Source organism: Aestuariivirga sp. (genome assembly GCF_020252395.1).
Taxonomy (GTDB): Bacteria; Pseudomonadota; Alphaproteobacteria; order Rhizobiales; family Aestuariivirgaceae; genus Aestuariivirga.
On sequence record NZ_JADCDB010000037.1, the window covers coordinates 1 to 19,464 of the forward strand.

The window sequence follows — 19,464 nt, forward strand, 5'->3', positions numbered from 1 at the left end:
GCGGGCGTGTCGTCTCGCTCGCCGTCATCATCGCTACAGGCGTCAACAGCGACGGACGGCGCGAGATTCTGGGTATGGAGATCGGCACCGCGGAGGCCGAACCCATCTGGACCGCCTTCCTTCGCAAGCTGACGCGGCGCGGGCTCCGGGGCGTCAAGCTGGTCGTCTCCGATGCCCATGAAGGGATCAAGGCCGCCGTCTCCAAGGTGCTGTGCGCCAGCTGGCAGCGCTGCCGCGTGCACTTCATGCGCAACGTCCTTGCCCATGCCGGGAAGTCGGGCCGCCGCGTGGTCTCGGCCTTCATCGCCTCCGCCTTCGCGCAGGAAACGCCGGAAGCCGCGAGCACCCAGTGGCGGACAGTGGTCGATCAGATCCGGCCCAAGCCGGTAACGCTCGGCGACCAATGCCATCAGCTACACCACGGAAAGGGACATGATCAACGGCCCAAATACGAGTCGCCTTAGCCGCGACGAACGCCCACCCGGCGTGTCTGGCCGCAAAGTGCTTGCCCGCCCCCGGCGTTCCATCGAGACACAACTTCGCGCGGGGGAGAATGGGCGCCTTTGGCTGCTCCGGGGCTTGTCTCAACCTCCGCTTCCATGATGCATTCCGCCGCAAAAGCGAGCTATCTCACGCACCAAGTTCCCATCAGCCTGTTTCTCAACAAGCTCCATAAGATCCATTCCGCCGACGGTCATCGCGGTCTCCGTTTCAGATTACAGGTGTCGCACCCTGAACCTGCTCCGAAGACCGGCGGTGGCCGCCACATCACCTACGGCCGTGCGCTGCGCTGGTGTCACCCGAACTTGTTCCGCTGCGGGAAGCCCTTGGGCGGAAGCCTGCCGGCCTGGGCGCGTTCGCCGATCCATTCCTTGAGGTCGGTGACGACGAAGTTGCGGCCCGAGCTGTCCGTCCAGGTCAGTCCGTCCTTCAGCTTGAAGGCGCGGGCATCGCTTAAGCCACCGTCCTTGAACTTCTGCAGGCGCACGCCCTTGCCGCGGGCCATTTCCGGCACCTCGCCGAGCTTGAAGATGATCATCTTGCGGTTCTCGCCGATGGTGGCGAGATGCGTCGCATCGGGCGGCACCACGACGCAGACGCAGGCCTCGGCCGGCGCCTTGACGTTCAGCACCTGCTTGCCCTTGCGGGTGTTGGCCACGCATTCGTCCTCGGCAACGATGAAGCCGTCGCCCCCGGTGGAGGCCAGAAGGCGCTTCGTTCCCGGCACATGCACGAAGAGCGAGACAATCGAATCCGCCGCATCGAGGTCGCAGATCAAGCGCACCGGTTCGCCATGCCCACGGCCACCGGGCAGCTTGCCCACATCGAGGGTGAAGAACTTGCCGCTCGACGAGAACAGCATCACCTTGCCGGTCGACATCGCATGGAAGGTGAACTGGCCGCGGTCGCCATCCTTGTAGGTGAGAGTCGAAAAATCCTCCATGTGGCCCTTCATGGTGCGTATCCAGCCCTTCTCGGAGCAGACCACCGTGACGGGTTCCTTCTCGATCATCGCCTGCTCGAAGTCGACGTCGATCTCGGGGACTTCCGAGAAATCCGTGCGGCGGCGGCCGAGCGGCGTCTTCTTGGAGAATTTCTCCTTCACGGCCTTGATCTCATCCGAGATCGTGGCCCACTGCTCGTCATCCGACTTCAGGAGCGCGTTCAGCGCCTTCTGCTCCTTGGTGAGCTTCTGGTGCTCGCCGTGGATTTCCATCTCCTCCAGTTTGCGCAAGGCGCGCAGCCGCATGTTGAGGATAGCCTCGGCCTGGTTGTCGGTGAGTTTGAGGCGCGCCATCAGCGCAGGCTTCGGCTCATCCTCCTCGCGGATGATGCGGATCACCTCGTCGAGGTTGAGGTAGGCGATCATATAGCCTTCGAGGATCTCGAGGCGCCGTGCGATTTCGCCGAGCCGGAAATTGGTGCGGCGGACGAGCACGTCCTTTCGGTGGTCCAGCCACTCGCGCAGCACCTCCTTGAGGCTCATCACCTTCGGCACCTTGCCGTGGCTCAGCACATTCATGTTGAGCGGAATGCGGGCCTCGAGCTCGGTGTTGCGGAACAGCTGCTCCATCATCAGGTTGGGGTCGACGGTGCGGCTCTTCGGCTCCAGCACGAGGCGCACGTCCTCGGCTGATTCATCGCGCACGTCGGCGAGCAGCGTGAGTTTCTTGGCGTTCAGCAGTTCGGCGATATTGGCGATGAGCCGGCTCTTCTGCACGAGATAGGGAATCTCGGTGACCACGATCTGCCACATGCCACGCGGCAGTTCCTCAACGCTCCAGCGGGCCCGCACGCGGAAGCCGCCGCGGCCGGTCTTGTAGGCCTCGAGGATGGACGCGCGGTCATCGATGATGATGCCGCCCGTGGGGAAGTCCGGCCCCTGAACGAGCGTGGCGATCTTCTCGTCCGTCGCGTTGGGCGTCTTGATGAGGTGGAGGGCGGCATCGCAGAGCTCGGCCGCATTGTGCGGCGGGATGGAGGTCGCCATGCCCACGGCGATGCCGGAGGAACCGTTTGCGAGCAGGTTCGGGAAGGCGCCGGGCAGCACGACCGGCTCCTGCACCGAGCCATCATAGTTGGGGCGGAAGTCGACGGTGTCCTCGTCGAGTCCCTCGAGGAGGAGCTTCGCTACCTCCGTCATACGCGCTTCGGTGTAGCGGTAGGCGGCGGCAGAATCGCCGTCGATGTTGCCGAAGTTGCCCTGCCCGTCGACCAGCGGATAGCGCGAGGAGAAATCCTGCGCGAGGCGGACGAGCGCATCATAGATCGACTGGTCGCCATGCGGGTGATAGCCGCCCATCACGTCGCCGACGATCTTGGCGGATTTCTTGAAGGCCGAATTGGGATCGAGCCGCAGAATCTGCATCACATGCAGCAGGCGGCGGTGCACCGGCTTCAGCCCATCGCGCACATCCGGCAGGGCGCGGTGCATGATGGTGGACAGGGCATAGGCGAGGTAGCGCTCTTCCAGCGCTTCCTTCAGGTCGATCTTCTCGATTTCGTTGGGGCCTTGCGGCGGGGGAACGTGCTTGCTCATGATTCGGGGCTTATAGCATTTCCGTCTGCGGGAATTGAATGAGGGCTCAAACCTTCGCCACCGCGACCTTGACGATCGGCTTCTTGCCCCATGTCAGGTCCGCCGCGCGGCGCACCGCGGTGCGGATGGTCTCCGCGAGTTGGTTCACATCCTTGCGGCGCGGCTTGGGGGTGGAGTCGAAGGCCTTCTCCGCCGCCTCAAGCAGGTCCCCCTCGAGGCCTGCGGGAATGCCGTCGGTAATGATCTCGATATCGGCGGCGAGCTCCGCCTTCGCGTCGATCACGACGGAGACGAAGATGATGCCGACGAAGGCGAGCTTGCGGCGCTGCTTGGCCGGGCCGTCCTCGGCGGGCACGATGAGGCGGCCATCGACATGGAGCCGCCCGCAGGGGGCCTCGTCAATGTCCGCCAGCGGCCCCGGAGCAAGCCTGATGATGGCGCCGTCGCGCGGGATCAGGACATCGCGGATGCCCTTCGACTCAGCGAAGATGCGGTGGGCCCTCAGGTGGCGCGGCTCGCCGTGCATGGGAATCAGCGCCTTGGGTTTCACCCACTCGTAGAGAAGCGCCAGCTCGCCCTGGCGCGGGTGGCCGGAGGAGTGCACGAGGTCGTCGTCGCCTGTCACCATGTCGATGTCGAGGCGCGCGAGGTTATTGAGCACGCGGCTCACCTCTTTCTCGTTGCCCGGTATGGTCTTGGACGAGAATATCACGAGGTCGCCTGGATCGAGCGAGATATGCGGATGCTGGTCCTCGGCGATGCGGGCGATGGCCGCGCGCGGCTCGCCCTGGCTGCCCGTGCACAAGAGGATCACCTTGTCGGGCGGGAGATAGCCGAACTCCTCCTGGTCGAGCAGGCGGCCCGAGTCATTCAGCATGCCGCAGAGTCGCGCCGCCTCGATGGTGTTGCGCATGGCGCGGCCGGCGATGACCACCTCGCGCCCCGTGGCGCGTGCGGCGCGGATCGCCGTGGCGATGCGGTCAAGGTGCGAGGCGAAGGTGGTGATGGCGACTCGGGCCCTGGCCTGCTTCACGATTTCGGTGATGCGTTCGGCCACGTCCTTCTCGGAGGGCGAATGGCCTTCGCGCAGCACGTTGGTGGAATCGCAGACCAGCACGTCCACACCCCTGGCGCCGATCTCGCGCAGGCGCTTCTCGTCCATGCCCTCGCCCAGAACGGGCGTTCGGTCGATCTTCCAGTCGCCGGAATGGAGCACCCTGCCTCGGTCCGTCTCGATCAGCAGAGCAGTAGACTCCGGAATCGAATGGGTGACGGCGACCATCTCCAGTCCGAAGGGGCCCAGCTTGAACATGGAACCCATCGGCATGACCTTCACCGGCACCTGCTCGTCAAGCCCTGCTTCCTTCAGCTTCAGCGCCAGGATCTGCGCGGCGAAGGCCGTGCAATAGACCGGGCATCCGAGCTGAGGCCACAGCCATGCGACGGCGCCCAAGTGATCCTCATGGGCATGGGTGAGGATGAGGCCGTGCAGCCGCGACTTCTCTGCCGTGATGAAGCCCACGTCGGGCAGCACCACGTCGATGCCGGGGTCCGTCTCCTCACCGAACTTCACGCCAAGGTCGACCATCAGCCAGTGCCGATCATCAGCCGGGCCATGGCCATAGGCATAGCAGTTCATGCCGATTTCGCCGGTGCCTCCAAGCGGCAGGAATACGAGTTCGCTGGGGAGTTGTGCTCTGCGCCGCGCGTTCATGCGTGTTTCCGCCTCAGGGCTTCGAGTTCGGCGAAGGAAACCTCGCCGGAATGGATGGGAGTGACTGTGCCGTCCGCCTGCGCAAGAACCAGCGCGCCATCGGCCGCCAACTCCCGGAAGGTTCCCGCGAGTTGCCGTGTTCCGGACGTCGCCGTGACGCTGCCGCCAAGGCCCAGTGCGCAGGCGGACCAGTCGGCGCGGATGGAGGTGAAATCCCTGCCCTCGTCCCACTGCGCAAGGCGGCGGACGAGGCTGGCGTCGAGCTCCTTCAGCACGGTGGCGACCGAAAGATCAGCGCCCAGCGCCGTGACCGGATAGGGCGTTCCTTCCGGTGCGTGGGCGATGTTGAGGCCGAAACCAATGCCGATGCGCGTGGGGTTTTCTCCCACTACCTCCGGCAGCACGCCGCAGAACTTTGCCCCCCCGATCAACACATCGTTCGGCCACTTGATGCGGGGGCTAAGTTCAGGCCGCAGCGTGACGACGGTGTCATGCACGGCAAGCGCGGCCACAAAGCTCACCTGTGCGGCGAGATGCGAGCCTTGCGTGATCGCGAACAGGAAAGTGGCGTATAGGTTGCCTGGCTCGCTCACCCAGCTGCGGCCCAGGCGGCCTCGGCCCAGCGTCTGCTCATCCGCCAAAAGCCAAAGAGGCCCGCGCTCAGCCTGTTGAGCAAGCCTGCGGGCCTCCAGATTGGTGGAATCGATCCGGCCGAAGTGGCGGACCGGATGTCCAGTTAAGAGTCTCAATAGAAGGACTTGGCTGCGGCCGCAGCCACCGCAATGACGGGGCTGGCGATCCACGGGAGAACGAAAGCAACCGTGAAGGCGCCCGAGGCATAGGCGATGAGCTTCACCTCGCCGTCCATCGGCTCAAAGGCCGCCTTCGGCTCGTCGAAATACATGATCTTGACGATGCGGAGATAGTAATAGGCGCCCACCACCGAGGTGACGACGCCAATCACCGCCAGCGCATAGAGGCCCGCCTTCACCGCCGCGAGAAACACAAAATACTTGGCGAAGAAGCCCGCCAGCGGCGGAATGCCGGCCATCGAGAACATCAGCATGGAGAAGACGAAGGCCAGGCCCTTGTGGTTGCGCGACAGGCCCGCGAGATCGCCGATCTCCTCCACCATGCAGCCCTTGCGGCGCATGGCGAGAATGCAAGCAAAGGAGCCAAGCGCCATGATCATGTAAATGATCATGTAAACGACGACGCCCTGGACACCTTCCTGAGTGCCGGTGGCGAGGCCCACCAGCGCATAGCCCATGTTGGCGATGGAAGAGTAAGCGAGCAGTCGCTTGATGTTGCTCTGGCCGATGGCGGCGAAGGCGCCGAGCGCCATGGAGGCGATGGAGATGAAGATGATGATCTGGCCCCAGGCCGGCTGGATGGCGCCGAAGGCCACCATCATGGTGCGGGTGATCAGCGCCACGGCCGCCACCTTGGGCGCCGCCGCGAAGAAGGCGGTGACCGGCGTGGGCGCGCCTTCGTACACGTCGGGCGTCCACATGTGGAAGGGCACGGCGGAGATCTTGAAGGCGAGGCCCGCGATGACGAAGACCAGGCCGAAGATCGCGCCGAGGTCCGCCCCATTGCTGGTGAGATAGGCTGCGATGCCTGGGAACTCGGTGGTGCCGGTGAAGCCATAGACCAGCGAGGCGCCATAGAGCAGCATGCCCGAGGAGAGCGCACCCAGCACGAAATACTTGAGGCCCGCTTCCGAGGCGCGCGCCGAGTCGCGGTTGATGGCGGCCAGCACATAGAGCGACAGCGACTGCAGCTCGAGGCCCATGTAGAGAGCAATCAGGTTGTTGGCGGAGATCATCAGCATCATGCCAAGGGTGGCAAGCAGGATGAGGATTGGATATTCAAAGCGCTGCGAACCATCACGCTTCATGAAGCTGACGGAGAGGACGAGGGCCGCGGCGGAACCGAACAGCGCCAGCACCTTCATCACCTTGGCGAAGGTATCGACCATCAGCGCGCCGTGGAAGGCGGTGGCCTGATGGCCCGACCAGAAGATGACCAGCAGCCCAGCAATGCCGAGAGCGATGAGGGAGCCCAACGTCACCATGTCCGAAGGATCGCCCTTGCGGAATACGCCGAGCATCAGGAGTGCCAGCGTCAGCACCGCCAGCACGATCTCGGGGAAAGCGGCTACGGCATCGGCCTGTTGGAGAAGCCACATGGGTCGATTGTCCTTACTGCAGCGCGGCAGTCGCCAGCAGATGCGCTGCTGCGGCGGCCTCGTTCAAGGGCCTGATGATGCCTTCGACCGCGGGGCCGAAGATGTTGAGGATCGGGGCCGGATAGGCGCCGAAGAAAATGGTGAGGATGACCAGCGGCAGCAGCGTTGCCAGCTCGCGCGGGGTCACGTCCGGCAGGCGCATCAGCGCCGGCTTCGTCAGCTTGCCGAACACCACGCGGCGATAGAGCCACAGGGCATAAGCCGCCGAGAGGATGACGCCGGTGGTGGCGAAGAAGGCCACCCACGCCGTCGCCTTGAAGGCGCCCATCAGCGACAGGAATTCGCCGATGAAGCCGCTCGTGCCGGGCAGGCCGGCATTAGCCATGGTGAAAACCATGAAGATGCAGGCATAGAGCGGCATGTTGTCGACGAGCCCGCCATAAGCAGCGATCTCGCGCGTGTGCATGCGGTCATAGACCACGCCCACGCAGAGAAAGAGCGCCCCCGACACCAGGCCGTGGCTGATCATCTGGAACATGGCGCCGTCGATGCCCTGGCGGTTCAGCGCGAAGATACCCATGGTCACGAAGCCCATGTGGGCGACGGAGGAATAGGCGATAAGTTTCTTCATGTCCTCCTGCATCAGCGCCACCAGCGAGGTGTAGATGATGGCGACGGCCGAGAGGAAGAAGACGAAGTCCTGGAAATAGACCGAAGCATCCGGAAACATTGGCAGCGAGAAGCGCAGGAAGCCATAGCCGCCCATCTTCAGCAGGATCGCCGCCAGGATGACGGAGCCGGCCGTCGGCGCCTCGACGTGCGCGTCGGGCAGCCAAGTATGCACCGGCCACATCGGCATCTTCACCGCGAAGGAGGCGAAGAAAGCGAGCCACAGCCACTTCTGCGCCTCCGGCGTGAAGCCCGGATTGGCGAGCAGCTGGGTGATGTCAGTCGTGCCGCTTGTCCAGTACATATAGACGATGGCGATCAGCATGAGCACCGAGCCCAGGAGCGTGTAGAGGAAGAACTTGAAGCTCGCATAGACGCGGCGCGGGCCGCCCCAGATGCCGATGATCAGGAACATCGGGATCAGGCCCGCCTCGAAGAACAGGTAGAACAGCACGATATCGAGCGAGCAGAAGACGCCGGTCATCAGCGTCTCGAGCACGAGGAAGGCGATCATGTATTCCTTCACCCGCTTGGTGACGTGCCACGAGGCGAGGATGCAGATCGGCATCAGGAAGGTGGTCAGAATCACGAAGGGCATGGAGATGCCGTCGACGCCGAGCTTGTAGGTGGCAGCCGGCCCGAGCCACGAATGCTCCTCGACGAACTGGAATCCTGAAGCATTGAAGTCGAAGAAATACCAGATGCTCAAGGACAGAACGAAGGTGAAAAGCGTCGTCCACAGTGTCGCCCAACGCACGTTCTTGAGCGCAACCTCGTCATCACCCCTCACGGTGAGGATGAAGAGCACGCCGAGGAGCGGCAGGAAGGTGATGACCGAAAGGATGGGCCAGTTCATCAGTGCGCGCCCCCGAAAAGGAACCAGGACATCAATGCGGCGACACCAATCATCATGGCGAAGGCATAGTGATAGAGATAGCCGGTCTGCAGCCGGACGACGCCGCGCGTCACGTCATTGACGGCCGCGGAGACGCCATCGGGGCCGAAGCCGTCGATGATGAAGCCATCGCCCTTCTTCCACAGCAAGCGGCCGAGCCACATGGCGGGGCGCACGAAAATGAAGTCATAGAGCTCGTCGAAGTACCACTTGTTGAGCAGGAACTTGTAAAGCGGCTGGTGCAGCTCGGCGAGGCGCTTCGGGATCGAGGTGTCGCGGATGTAGAAGACCCAGGCGGTGACGAAACCCAGCGCCATGGCGATGAAGGGCGACCACTTGACGAGGGATGGAACCGTCCCCTCCCGCTCCATCTCCTCCATCACCGGGCCATTGGCCAGCGAGGCGCCCCAGAACTCCTTGAAGTGATGACCGATGAAATAATCCTTGAACGCCAGCCCCGCGAAAAGCGCGCCGGCAGCGAGCACGAAGAGCGGGACAAGCATGACCATGGGGCTCTCGTGCACATGCTCCATCACTTTCCGGTCAGCGCGGGGCTGGCCGTTGAAGGTCATGAAGGTGAGGCGCCAAGAGTAGAAGGAGGTGAAGACCGCGGCGATGATCAGCATCCAGAAGGCGAAGCCCCAGCCCGAGACATAAGCCGCCTCGATGATGGCATCCTTGGAGAAGAAGCCCGATGTATAAGGGAAACCGGTGAGCGCCAGGTTGCCGATCACCATCATGGCAAAGGTGATCTTGATGAAGGGGCCAAGCCCGCCCATCTTGCGCATGTCCTGCTCGCCTGACACGGCGTGGATGACGGAGCCCGCCGAGAGGAAGAGCAGCGCCTTGAAGAAGGCATGCGTGAAGAGGTGGAACACGCCCGCGCCATAAGCACCAACACCAAGCGCCACGAACATGTAGCCCAGCTGTGAGCAGGTCGAATATGCGATGACGCGCTTGATGTCGTTCTGGACGAGGCCGACTGAGGCCGCGAAGAAGGCGGTGATGGCGCCGATGACGACCACGAAATCCTTGGCGTAGGGCGCCAGCTCGAACATCGGCGAGAGACGCGCGACCATGAAGACGCCGGTCGTCACCATGGTGGCGGCGTGGATCAAGGCAGAGACGGGCGTCGGGCCTTCCATGGCGTCCGGCAGCCATGTGTGCAGCAAAAACTGCGCCGACTTGCCCATCGCGCCCATGAACAGGAGGAGGCAGAGCACGGTCAGCGTGTCGGGCTGCCAGGCCAAGAAGTGCATGGTCTTGCCGGCAACGCCCGGGGCGGCGGCGAAGATCGTGTCGAAGTCGACCGTCTGGAAGACCATGAAGCAGCCGAAGATGCCAAGCGCAAAGCCGAAGTCGCCAACACGGTTGACGATGAAGGCCTTCATGGCGGCGGCACAGGCGCTGTCGCGCTGATACCAGAAGCCGATGAGCAGGTAGGACGCAAGGCCCACGCCTTCCCAGCCGAAGAACATCTGGACGAGGTTGTCCGCCGTCACCAGCATCAGCATGGCGAAGGTGAAGAGCGAAAGATAGGCGAAGAAGCGCGGCTGGGACTCGTCATGGCTCATGTAGCCAAGCGAGTAGATATGTACGAGGGCGGAGACCGTGTTCACCACCACCAGCATGACGGCGGTCAAGGTGTCCACACGGATCATCCAGTTGGCGGAGAGTGCGCCGGAGTTGATCCAGTGCAGAACTTCCAACTTCTCGACGCGCGGCTCATGCAGGAAGCCCGCGAAGACATACCAGGAGAGTACGGCGCAAAGGCAGAGCAGCGCGGTGGTGAGATACATCGGCCAGGTTGGGCCGTCGTAAGCCCCATGGTGGCCGTGGCCGTCGTTGTGGCCGTGGTCATGGCGACTATGCGCGTCGTGGGCATGGGCGTGCTCGCCATAGACGTCGGAGTCGCGGCCAAGCTGGCGAAACAGCTTGGTGCCGAAGAGACCGGCGATCAGCGCGCCTATCAGCGGCAGGAAGACGATGGCGGAAAGGACGGTGTTCATGATGTTCCCGTCAACCCTTCATGAGATTGATGTCTTCAACCGCGATGGTGCCGCGGTTGCGGAAATAGGTGACGAGGATGGCAAGGCCGATGGCCGCCTCGCCCGCGGCAACGGTGAGAACCAGCAGCGCGAAGACCTGCCCGGCGAGATCGCCCAGGAAGGTCGAGAAGGCGACAAGGTTGATGTTGACCGAGAGCAGGATGAGCTCGACCGACATCAGGATGACGATGACGTTCTTGCGGTTCAGGAAGATGCCGAAGATGCCGATGGTGAAGAGGATCGCCGCGACGGTGAGATATTGCGAGAGGCCGATTTCCATGGCTCAGATCCCCTGCCCCGGCTTGACCTTCACGACCTCGACGGCGGTGGCGGGGGTGCGGGCCACCTGTACGGAGATGTTCTGTCGCTTCACGCCCTCCTTGTGGCGCAGCGTCAGCACGATGGCGCCGACCATGGCGACGAGCAGCACAAGACCCGCCGCCTGGAAGTAGAACAGGAAGTCCGTGTAGAGCACGCGGCCCAGCGCCTCGGTGTTGGTTACGCCTTCCGGCAACGGCGCCACGCGCGACCCGAGGCTTCCCGGGCTGATGATCCAGCCACCAACCGCGAGCGCGAGCTCGACCAGCACGATCAACCCGATCGCGCCGCCGATGGGCAGGTAGTTCAGCATGCCCTGCCTCAGTTCCACGAAGTCGACGTCAAGCATCATGACGACGAAGAGGAACAGCACGGCCACCGCGCCGACATAGACGACGACGAGGATCATCGCCAGGAACTCCGCCCCAAGCAGCACGAAGAGGCCGGCGGCGTTGAAGAAGCACAGAATGAGGAAGAGCACCGAGTGAACCGGGTTCCTCGCCGAGATAACCATGACCGCGGAGGCAACCGCGATGGCCGAAAAGAGATAGAAGAACAGTGCGGCGGCCATTATGGGCTCCTTCAGCGGTAGGGCGCGTCGATCGCGATGTTGCGCGCGATCTCGCGTTCCCAGCGGTCACCATTGGCGAGCAACTTCTCCTTGTCGTAGAGCAGCTCCTCGCGGGTTTCGGTGGCGAATTCGAAATTGGGGCCGAGCACGATGGCGTCCACCGGGCAGGCCTCCTGGCAGAATCCGCAATAGATGCACTTCACCATGTCGATGTCATAGCGCGTGGTGCGCCTTGTGCCGTCGTTGCGGCGGGGCCCCGCCTCGATGGTGATGGCGAGTGCGGGGCACACGGCCTCGCACAGCTTGCAGGCGATGCAGCGTTCTTCACCGGAGGGATAGCGGCGCAGCGCGTGCTCGCCGCGGAAGCGGGGCGACACCGGACCCTTTTCGTTGGGGTAATTGATCGTCGCCTTGGGCGCGAAGAAGTAGCGCATCGACAGCACCGCGGCGGCGACGAACTCCTTCAGGAACAGCGAGCGGGCGGCTTGTGCGAGTTTCATGCGTGTTTCACCCGTGAGATATCGTGCTTCCACCCGGCATGGAGCCGCGAATGGGCGAATTCCGCAAGGCCGGGACTTAGGAACGGCGGCGCCCCTGAAATCCCTCCGGTCACGGCGCCCACCCGAAGCCGACGAGCACGGCGGCCACCAGCACCACGTAGAAGATCGAGATCGGCAGGAAGACTTTCCAGCCCAGACGCATCAACTGGTCGTAGCGGTAGCGCGGCACAAAGGCCTTCACCAGCGCGAACATGAAGAACACCAGAACCACCTTGAGGAAGAACCAGATGAACCCGGGCACCCAGTTGAGCGGCGCCACGTCGATGGGCGGCAGCCATCCGCCGAGGAAGAGGATGGCGGTCATCGCGCACATCAGCGTGATCGCCACATATTCGCCGAGCATGAAGAGAAGGTAGGGCGTGGAGGAATATTCCACCATGAAGCCCGCCACCAGTTCCGATTCCGCCTCGACGAGGTCGAAGGGCGGGCGGTTCGTCTCCGCCAGCGCCGAGACGAAGAAGATGATGAACATCGGGAACAGAGGAATGAAGTACCAGTCGAGGAACGACCCCGGCAGGCCTAGCATGGCGCCGAGGCCGGTGTGCTGCGAGCGCACGATCTCGGTCAGGTTCATCGAGCCCGCGCACATCAGCACGGTTACGATGACGAAGCCGATCGAGACTTCATAGGACACCATTTGTGCAGCGGAGCGCAGCGCCGAGAGGAAAGGATATTTTGAGTTCGAGGCCCAGCCGCCCATGATAACGCCATAGACGCCGAGCGAGGAGATCGCGAATAGATAGAGGATACCGACATTGATGTCGGAGATCACCCACTTGCCCTCGGCGAGGCCGAAGAACGAGCCTTCTGAGACAGGGACAACTGCCCACGCGGCGAGCGCCAGGGTCGCCGTCACCAGAGGGGCGATAACGAAGACGCCCTTGTTGGCGCCGTCGGGGATCACCACTTCCTTCAGCGCGAACTTGATAAGGTCGGCGAAGGACTGGAACAGGCCCCAGGGGCCAACGACGTTGGGGCCGCGGCGCATCTGCACGGCGGCCCAGATCTTGCGGTCGGCCCACAGCAGATAGGCGACGATCAACAGCAGGCCCGCCATGAAGCCGAAGCTCACGACGGCGAAGAACAGCAAAGTGAGAAGAGCCTCGATCATGATTTACTCAGCGGCCTCGAGCTTCTGCACGTTCTTCAGGGCCGAACATTCGGCCATGATGCGGGACGCGCGGGCGATCGGGTTGGTCATGTAGAAGTCCGTGATGGGCGAGCGGAAGGGCTCCGCTGACATCGCACCCTCGGCCTTGCCGAGATCGGCGAGCCCGCCCATGGGCGCGGGCGTGCGCTGGTCGATGCGCATCAGCTGCGGCGCCACCTTGTACATGGCGGCGCGCAGCTCCTCGAGATTGTTCCAGGGCAGCGCCCGGCCCAGCGCCTCGGAGAGCGCGCGGAAGATCGCCCAATCCTCGCGGGCCTCGCCCGGCGGGAAGGAGGCGCGCTCGGTCAGCTGCGGGCGGCCCTCGGTGTTCACATAGGTCGCCTGCTTCTCGACATAGGCCGCACCGGCGAGGATCACGTCGGCGCGATGCGCGCCGGCGTCGCCATGTGTGCCGACATAGACGACGAAGGTGGAGCCCAGCGCCAGGGTGTCGATCTCGTCTGCCCCGATGAGGAAGAGAATATCGAGTTCGCCCGCCTTCGCGGCTTCCAGCATCTGGCGCGTGGTCCTGCCGCCCTCGAGGGACGGAAGCGCGCAGACGTCGAGCGCACCTACACGGCCAGCTGCCGTGTGCAGCACGTTGAAGCCGTTCCAGCCGTCCTTGATGGCGCCGAGCTTCTCTGCCGCCTTGTAGGCCGCCGCCAGCACCTGCGGGCCGTCGGCGCGCGCGAGTGCGCCCTGCCCCACGATCACCATGGGCTTGGCGCCCGTGGCCTGCGCGGCATCGATGAACTTCGTCAGCGTCTCGGGGCCAGCGCCGAGATAGCTGTAGCCATAGGTGAGGTCGGCCTGCTCACCGATCACCGAGACCGGGCAGCCGCCGCGCGTCACGCGCTTGCGGATGCGGGCATTGAGCACCGTGGCCTCGAGGCGCGGATTGGCGCCGATGAGCAGAATCGAGTCTGCCTCATCGATTCCGGCGATGCCGGTGTTGAAGAGATAGCCCGCACGGCCGCCCCTCTCGCCCAGCGGTGTGCCGTCCTGGCGGCAGTCGATGTTCTTGAAGCCGAAGAGGTCGGCGAACTGGCGCATCGAGAAGGCCTCCTCGGCGGAGACGAGGTCGCCAAGGATGATGCCGATGCGGTCTGGGTTCACCCCGTTCATGCGCTGCGCGATGCGCTGGAAGGCCTCGCCCCAAGTGGCCGCCCGCAGCTTGCCGAACTCGCGCACATAAGGCCTGTCGAGGCGCTGGGCCTTGAGACCGTCCCAGACGAAGCGAGTCTTGTCGGAGATCCACTCCTCGTTCACGTCCTCATGGGTGCGCGGCAGGATGCGCATCACCTCACGGCCGCGCGCGTCGACGCGGATGTTGCAGCCCACCGCATCCATCGCGTCGATGGTCTCGGTCTTGCGCAATTCCCAGGGCCGCGCCTTGAACTCATAGGGAAGCGAGGTGAGAGCACCCACCGGGCAGAGGTCGATGATGTTGCCCTGGAGTTCGGAGGAGATCGCTTTGTTGAGATAGGTGGTGATCTCCATGTCCTCACCGCGACCGGTGGCGCCCATCTCCTCGATGCCGGCCACTTCCGTGGTGAAGCGGACGCAGCGGGTGCACTGGATGCAGCGGTTCATCGAGGTCTTGACCAGCGGGCCCAGATATTTGTTCTCCACCGCGCGCTTGTTCTCGTGGAAGCGGTTCTTGTCCACGCCATAGGCCATGGCCTGGTCCTGCAGGTCGCATTCCCCGCCCTGGTCGCAGATGGGGCAATCGAGCGGATGGTTGATGAGCAGGAACTCCATCACGCCTTCGCGCGCCTTCTTCACCATCGGGGTCTTGGTGAAGACTTCCGGCGGTTCGCCATTGGGGCCGGGGCGCAGGTCGTTCACCGACATGGCGCAGGAAGCCTGGGGCTTGGGCGGGCCGCCCTTCACCTCGACAAGGCACATGCGGCAATTGCCGGCGATCGACAGACGCTCGTGATAGCAGAAGCGCGGCACCTCCGCGCCCGCCTGTTCGCAGGCCTGCAGCAGGGTGAGGCCGTTCTCGACCTCGAGTTCCACGCCGTCGATCTTGATCTTGGGCATCTTGCTTATTCCTCACGCACAGCGGAGCGCCCGCATGCGCTGTTCATCCATCACTTGGCGCCAGCCGAAGGCCTCCGCGCTGGGGCCCTCCTGCTCATATTTCTTGAGTCTCACGTAGGCCTCGTCCAGCGCCGGCAGGTGGCCCTCGGGAACCCACCACATCACCACGTACGGCTTCTCCATCAGGTCAAACCACGCGGCCTTGTTACGGTAGAACTGCACATGCACGGTCTTGAAGACATAGTCCTCGAGTGACTTCGCATCGGTCCAGACCGAGAGGTTCACCGCCATGTCGTCGCCGACGCGGAAGTCGGTGGCATTGTTGTTGTCGCCCTTGAGGCGCCACACGAAGCCCGGCGAACGTTCGGCGATCGCGTTGACGCGATCGAGATTGTCCATGAACCCGGCCATGCGCGGGTCATGGGTCGGGTACTTGAATTTACCGATGTTGAGTTCAGCAATGTGCACTGTTCACTCCGCCGCGATCTTAGCGACAGCGCCATCATGGTCGGGGTTCGCGGCATACTGATCGATGCGCTCTTCGATCACATGGCGGAAATGCGCGATGAGGCCCTGGATCGGCCAGGCCGCCGCATCGCCCAAGGCACAGATGGTGTGGCCCTCGATCTGCTTCGTCACGTCGAGCAGCATGTCGATCTCGCGCTTTTCCGCGCGGCCCTCGGCCATGCGGGTCATCACGCGCCACATCCAGCCCGTGCCTTCGCGGCAGGGCGTGCACTGGCCGCAGGACTCGTGCTTGTAGAAATAGGCGAGCCGCGCAATGGCCTTGATGAGGTCAGTCGACTTGTCCATCACGATCACCGCCGCGGTGCCGAGGCCCGAACGCAGCTTGGAGAGCGAGTCGAAGTCCATCGGCGTGTCGATGATAAGGTTGGCCGGAACCATGCGGACCGACGAGCCGCCAGGGATCACCGCCAGCAGGTTCTCGAAGCCGCCGCGCACGCCGCCGGCATGCTTCTCGATCAGCTCGCGGAAGGGAATGCCGAGTTCCTCCTCCACCACGCAGGGCTTGTTCACGTGGCCCGAGATGCAGAACAGCTTGGTGCCGGCATTGTTGGGGCGGCCGAGCGAATTGAACCAGGTGGCGCCGCGCCGCATGATGGTGCCGGCGACCGCGATCGACTCCACATTGTTCACCGTGGTTGGCGCGCCATAGAGGCCGACATTGGCCGGGAACGGCGGCTTCATGCGCGGCTGGCCCTTCTTGCCCTCGAGGCTTTCGAGCATGGCCGTCTCTTCGCCGCAGATGTACGCACCGGCGCCATGATGGACGATGATGTCGAAGTCCCAGCCATGGACGTTGTTCTTGCCGATGAGGCGCGCCTCATAGGCCTGGTCGACCGCGGCCTCGAGATGTTCGCGCTCGCGGATGAATTCGCCGCGCACATAGATGACCGCGGTGTGGCAGCCCATCGCCGCACCCGCCAGCAGGCTGCCCTCGACCAGGAGATGCGGCTCATGGCGCAGGATCTCGCGGTCCTTGCAGGTGCCGGGCTCCGACTCATCGGCATTCACCACGAGGTAATGCGGCCGCTCGCCGATGATCTTGGGCATGAAGGACCACTTGAGGCCGGTGGGGAAGCCCGCACCGCCGCGGCCGCGTAAGCCAGAGGCCTTGATCTCGTTGATCATCCAATCGCGGCCATTGTCGATGAAGGTCTTGGCGCCGCTCCAGCAGCCGCGCTTTTTTGCGCCTTCCAGACCCCAATCATGGAAGCCGTATATGTTGGTGAAGATGCGGTCCTTGTCAGCGAGCATGTCTGCTTCTCACTTCTTCGTCTCATCGGCCGGGGGCGGCGGCGGCGGGGGCGGTTCAACGCGCGTGAAGGTGCGCTGGCCATCGTAAAGAGCGGGATCCGTCAGGCTCGTCGGGCCGCCTTCAGGCGACGCCATGTGACGGCCGGTCTGCGGGCCCACCTTCACCTTGCGGCCGGCGGCCAAGTCGTCGATCAGCTTCTCGAGCGAGGCGGGCGTCAGGTCCTCGTAGGTGTCCTTGAAGATCTGCACCATGGGCGCGTTCACGCAGGCGCCGAGGCACTCGACCTCTTCCCACGAGAACTTGCCATCCTCGGTGACGTGATGCTGCTCGCGGTGGATCTTGTGCTGGCAGACCTTCTTCAAATCCTCCGCGCCGCGCAGCATGCAGGGCGTGGTGCCGCAGACCTGGATATGGGCCACCTTGCCCACCGGCTGCAGCTGGAACATGGTGTAGAAGGTCGCGACCTCGAGCACGCGGATATAGGCCATGCCGAGCATGTTCGCGACATACTCGATCGCGGGCTTCGTCACCCAGTTCCCGTTCTGCTCCTGGGCGCGCCACAAGAGCGGGATCACCGCCGAGGCTTCCTTGCCCGCAGGATACTGCGCGATCTTTGCCTTGGCCCAGGCCAGGTTCTCCGCATTGAAGGCGAAGCTGCCGGGCTGAACGGGATGAAGACGCCGCACACTCACCGGTCCACCTCGCCAAAAACGATATCGAGAGAGCCCAGCACGGCGGAGACATCCGCCAGCATGTGGCCGCGGCAGATGTGGTCCATGGCCTGCAGATGCGCGAAGCCCGGCGCGCGCAGCTTGGCCCGATAGGGCTTGTTGGCGCCGTCGGAGACCAGATAAACGCCGAACTCGCCCTTCGGCGCCTCGACGGCGGCATAGACCTCGCCCGGCGGCGTATGGAAACCCTCGGTATGAAGCTTGAAGTGGTGGATCAGCGCTTCCATCGAGCGCTTCATCTCGCTGCGCTTCGGCGCCACCACCTTGCCGTCATTCGCCGAGACCGGACCCGAGCGCTCCGCGCCCAGCAGCAGGTTCACGCACTGTTTCATGATCTTCACCGACTCGCGCATTTCCTGCATGCGGATCAGGTAACGGTCATAGCAGTCGCCATTCTTGCCGATGGGGATGTCGAAATCCATCTCGTCATAGCATTCATAGGGTTGCGCCTTGCGCAGGTCCCAGGCAGCACCCGAGCCCCTCACCATGACGCCGGAGAAGCCCCACTCGAAGCACTCTTTCAGCGACACGACGCCGATGTCGACGTTGCGCTGCTTGAAGATGCGGTTGCCGGTCAAGAGGCCCTCGATGTCGTCCAGCACTTTGTTGTGGTGCTCACAGAACACTCCGATATCCTCGACCAGCTCCGGCGGAACGTCCTGGTGCACACCACCCGGGCGAAAATAGGCGGCATGCATGCGCGAGCCCGAGGCGCGCTCATAGAACACCATCAGCTTCTCGCGTTCCTCGAAGCCCCAGAGCGGCGGCGTCAGCGCGCCGACATCCATGGCCTGGGTGGTGACGTTGAGAAGATGCGAGAGCAGACGGCCGATCTCGGAATAGAGCACGCGGATCAGCTGGCCGCGCTTCGGCACCGTGAGGCCAAGCAGCTTCTCGATGGCCAGGCACCAGGCATGTTCCTGGTTCATCGGCGCTACGTAGTCGAGGCGGTCGAAGTAAGGCACGGCCTGGAGATACGTCTTGTGCTCGATCAGCTTCTCGGTGCCGCGATGCAGGAGGCCGATGTGGGGATCGACACGGGTGCAGACCTCGCCATCGAGTTCCAGCACGAGGCGCAGCACGCCGTGGGCGGCTGGATGCTGAGGGCCGAAATTAATCGAGAAATTGCGGACGGACTGGGTATCGGTCACGGCTTGGCCTTTTCATCGCCGGGGAGCACGTATTCGGTGCCTTCCCACGGACTCTCGTAATCGAATGCACGGAATTCCTGCGTGAGCTTGACGGGCTCATAGACCACGCGCTTGGCGAGGTCGTCCCAGCGCACCTCAACATAACCGGTGAGCGGGAAGTCCTTGCGCAGCGGATGGCCGGCAAAACCGTAGTCGGTGAGAATGCGGCGCAGATCCGGGTGGTTGGAGAAGAGCACGCCGTAGAGATCGAAGGTCTCGCGCTCATACCAGTTGGCGGCTGGGAAGACCGAGATGACGGAGGGCACAGCGGTGTCCTCGTTGGTCTCGACCTTCACGCGGATGCGCCGGTTCTTGTAAGGAGACAGCAGATGGTAGACCACGTCGAAGCGCTTCTCGCGATCCGGGTAATCCACGCCACAGATATCGATGAAGCAGACGAAGCGGCACTCCGCATCGTCGCGCAGGAATTCCAGCACGCGCACGATGTGGGCGGCTTCAGCCGTCACCGTCAGCTCGCCATATTCCACGTGCAAGCCCGTCACCGCGCCCGCCAGCTTGTGGGCAACGTGCTCGCCCAGGTCCTGCAAGGTCTCAGCCATC

Annotated in this window: 16 protein-coding genes and 2 pseudogenes; 1 reads left to right on the forward strand and 17 read right to left on the reverse strand. The window is 63.6% G+C overall.

Features of this window, described 5'->3' with window-relative positions:
* Nucleotides 1-377: pseudogene (locus tag IOC82_RS15610) on the forward strand (transposase); the annotation flags it as partial.
* 158 nt (nucleotides 378-535) lie between these two features.
* Here the strand turns inward: IOC82_RS15610 and IOC82_RS15615 are convergent.
* From IOC82_RS15615 to IOC82_RS15695, 17 genes and pseudogenes are all read right to left on the reverse strand, one after another.
* Nucleotides 536-698, reverse strand: a pseudogene (locus IOC82_RS15615) (IS256 family transposase); the annotation flags it as partial.
* A gap of 98 nt (nucleotides 699-796) precedes the next feature.
* Nucleotides 797-3,040 carry a DNA topoisomerase IV subunit A gene (gene parC / locus IOC82_RS15620; protein ID WP_290547132.1) on the reverse strand — a complete coding sequence of 748 codons (2,244 nt, stop codon included), beginning with the start codon at nucleotides 3,038-3,040 and terminating at the stop codon, nucleotides 797-799.
* Nucleotides 3,041-3,086: 46 nt separating this feature from the next.
* Complete coding sequence (locus IOC82_RS15625) at nucleotides 3,087-4,754, reverse strand: ribonuclease J (RefSeq protein WP_290547133.1); 1,668 nt, start codon at nucleotides 4,752-4,754, stop codon at nucleotides 3,087-3,089.
* Entirely contained in the window at nucleotides 4,751-5,557 is an 807-nt protein-coding gene (locus tag IOC82_RS15630; RefSeq protein WP_290547134.1) for a biotin--[acetyl-CoA-carboxylase] ligase, read from the reverse strand. Before IOC82_RS15630 ends, IOC82_RS15625 begins: the two co-directional genes overlap by 4 nt.
* Complete coding sequence (gene nuoN / locus IOC82_RS15635) at nucleotides 5,500-6,945, reverse strand: NADH-quinone oxidoreductase subunit NuoN (protein ID WP_290547135.1); 1,446 nt, start codon at nucleotides 6,943-6,945, stop codon at nucleotides 5,500-5,502. The genes IOC82_RS15630 and nuoN overlap by 58 nt, the downstream gene beginning before the upstream one ends.
* A gap of 13 nt (nucleotides 6,946-6,958) precedes the next feature.
* Complete coding sequence (locus tag IOC82_RS15640; protein ID WP_290547164.1) at nucleotides 6,959-8,473, reverse strand: NADH-quinone oxidoreductase subunit M; 1,515 nt, start codon at nucleotides 8,471-8,473, stop codon at nucleotides 6,959-6,961.
* A complete protein-coding gene (gene nuoL / locus IOC82_RS15645) occupies nucleotides 8,470-10,518 on the reverse strand; it encodes an NADH-quinone oxidoreductase subunit L (RefSeq protein ID WP_290547136.1) in 2,049 nt (682 codons plus the stop codon). Before nuoL ends, IOC82_RS15640 begins: the two co-directional genes overlap by 4 nt.
* 10 nt (nucleotides 10,519-10,528) lie before the next feature.
* Nucleotides 10,529-10,837: an NADH-quinone oxidoreductase subunit NuoK gene (gene nuoK / locus IOC82_RS15650; protein WP_290547137.1), complete on the reverse strand. Its 309-nt coding sequence runs from the start codon at nucleotides 10,835-10,837 to the stop codon at nucleotides 10,529-10,531.
* A gap of 3 nt (nucleotides 10,838-10,840) precedes the next feature.
* Complete coding sequence (locus tag IOC82_RS15655; protein ID WP_290547165.1) at nucleotides 10,841-11,449, reverse strand: NADH-quinone oxidoreductase subunit J; 609 nt, start codon at nucleotides 11,447-11,449, stop codon at nucleotides 10,841-10,843.
* An 8-nt stretch (nucleotides 11,450-11,457) separates the two neighbouring features.
* Nucleotides 11,458-11,946, reverse strand: coding sequence for an NADH-quinone oxidoreductase subunit NuoI (nuoI, locus tag IOC82_RS15660; RefSeq protein WP_290547138.1), 489 nt, complete (start codon nucleotides 11,944-11,946; stop codon nucleotides 11,458-11,460).
* A gap of 109 nt (nucleotides 11,947-12,055) precedes the next feature.
* Complete coding sequence (gene nuoH, locus IOC82_RS15665) at nucleotides 12,056-13,117, reverse strand: NADH-quinone oxidoreductase subunit NuoH (protein ID WP_290547139.1); 1,062 nt, start codon at nucleotides 13,115-13,117, stop codon at nucleotides 12,056-12,058.
* A 3-nt stretch (nucleotides 13,118-13,120) separates the two neighbouring features.
* A complete protein-coding gene (gene nuoG, locus IOC82_RS15670) occupies nucleotides 13,121-15,202 on the reverse strand; it encodes an NADH-quinone oxidoreductase subunit NuoG (protein WP_290547140.1) in 2,082 nt (693 codons plus the stop codon).
* Between the two features lie 12 nt (nucleotides 15,203-15,214).
* On the reverse strand, nucleotides 15,215-15,670 hold the full coding sequence (locus IOC82_RS15675; RefSeq protein WP_290547141.1) for a DUF3291 domain-containing protein: 456 nt from the start codon (nucleotides 15,668-15,670) through the stop codon (nucleotides 15,215-15,217).
* 3 nt (nucleotides 15,671-15,673) lie between these two features.
* On the reverse strand, nucleotides 15,674-16,981 hold the full coding sequence (nuoF, locus tag IOC82_RS15680; protein ID WP_290547142.1) for an NADH-quinone oxidoreductase subunit NuoF: 1,308 nt from the start codon (nucleotides 16,979-16,981) through the stop codon (nucleotides 15,674-15,676).
* Nucleotides 16,982-16,990: 9 nt separating this feature from the next.
* The gene (gene nuoE, locus IOC82_RS15685; RefSeq protein WP_290547143.1) at nucleotides 16,991-17,674 is read right to left on the reverse strand and encodes an NADH-quinone oxidoreductase subunit NuoE; all 684 of its coding nucleotides are present in this window, start codon (nucleotides 17,672-17,674) and stop codon (nucleotides 16,991-16,993) included.
* Nucleotides 17,671-18,864, reverse strand: a complete 1,194-nt coding sequence (locus IOC82_RS15690) for an NADH-quinone oxidoreductase subunit D (protein WP_290547144.1) — start codon at nucleotides 18,862-18,864, stop codon at nucleotides 17,671-17,673. Before IOC82_RS15690 ends, nuoE begins: the two co-directional genes overlap by 4 nt.
* Nucleotides 18,861-19,463 (reverse strand): NADH-quinone oxidoreductase subunit C, encoded by a 603-nt coding sequence (locus IOC82_RS15695; RefSeq protein WP_290547166.1) that lies wholly within the window; start codon nucleotides 19,461-19,463, stop codon nucleotides 18,861-18,863. The genes IOC82_RS15690 and IOC82_RS15695 overlap by 4 nt, the downstream gene beginning before the upstream one ends.
* Nucleotide 19,464: the final 1 nt, after the last annotated feature.

Coding starts and splice junctions, on each gene's coding strand:
- nuoH (WP_290547139.1), bottom strand. CDS start 13,117: ATGATCGAGGCTCTTCTCACTTTGCTGTTCTTCGCCGTCGTGAGCTTC.
- nuoG (WP_290547140.1), bottom strand. CDS start 15,202: ATGCCCAAGATCAAGATCGACGGCGTGGAACTCGAGGTCGAGAACGGC.
- nuoK (WP_290547137.1), bottom strand. CDS start 10,837: ATGGAAATCGGCCTCTCGCAATATCTCACCGTCGCGGCGATCCTCTTC.
- nuoF (WP_290547142.1), bottom strand. CDS start 16,981: ATGCTCGCTGACAAGGACCGCATCTTCACCAACATATACGGCTTCCAT.
- IOC82_RS15695 (WP_290547166.1), bottom strand. CDS start 19,463: ATGGCTGAGACCTTGCAGGACCTGGGCGAGCACGTTGCCCACAAGCTG.
- nuoI (WP_290547138.1), bottom strand. CDS start 11,946: ATGAAACTCGCACAAGCCGCCCGCTCGCTGTTCCTGAAGGAGTTCGTC.
- parC (WP_290547132.1), bottom strand. CDS start 3,040: ATGAGCAAGCACGTTCCCCCGCCGCAAGGCCCCAACGAAATCGAGAAG.
- nuoN (WP_290547135.1), bottom strand. CDS start 6,945: ATGTGGCTTCTCCAACAGGCCGATGCCGTAGCCGCTTTCCCCGAGATC.
- nuoL (WP_290547136.1), bottom strand. CDS start 10,518: ATGAACACCGTCCTTTCCGCCATCGTCTTCCTGCCGCTGATAGGCGCG.
- IOC82_RS15625 (WP_290547133.1), bottom strand. CDS start 4,754: ATGAACGCGCGGCGCAGAGCACAACTCCCCAGCGAACTCGTATTCCTG.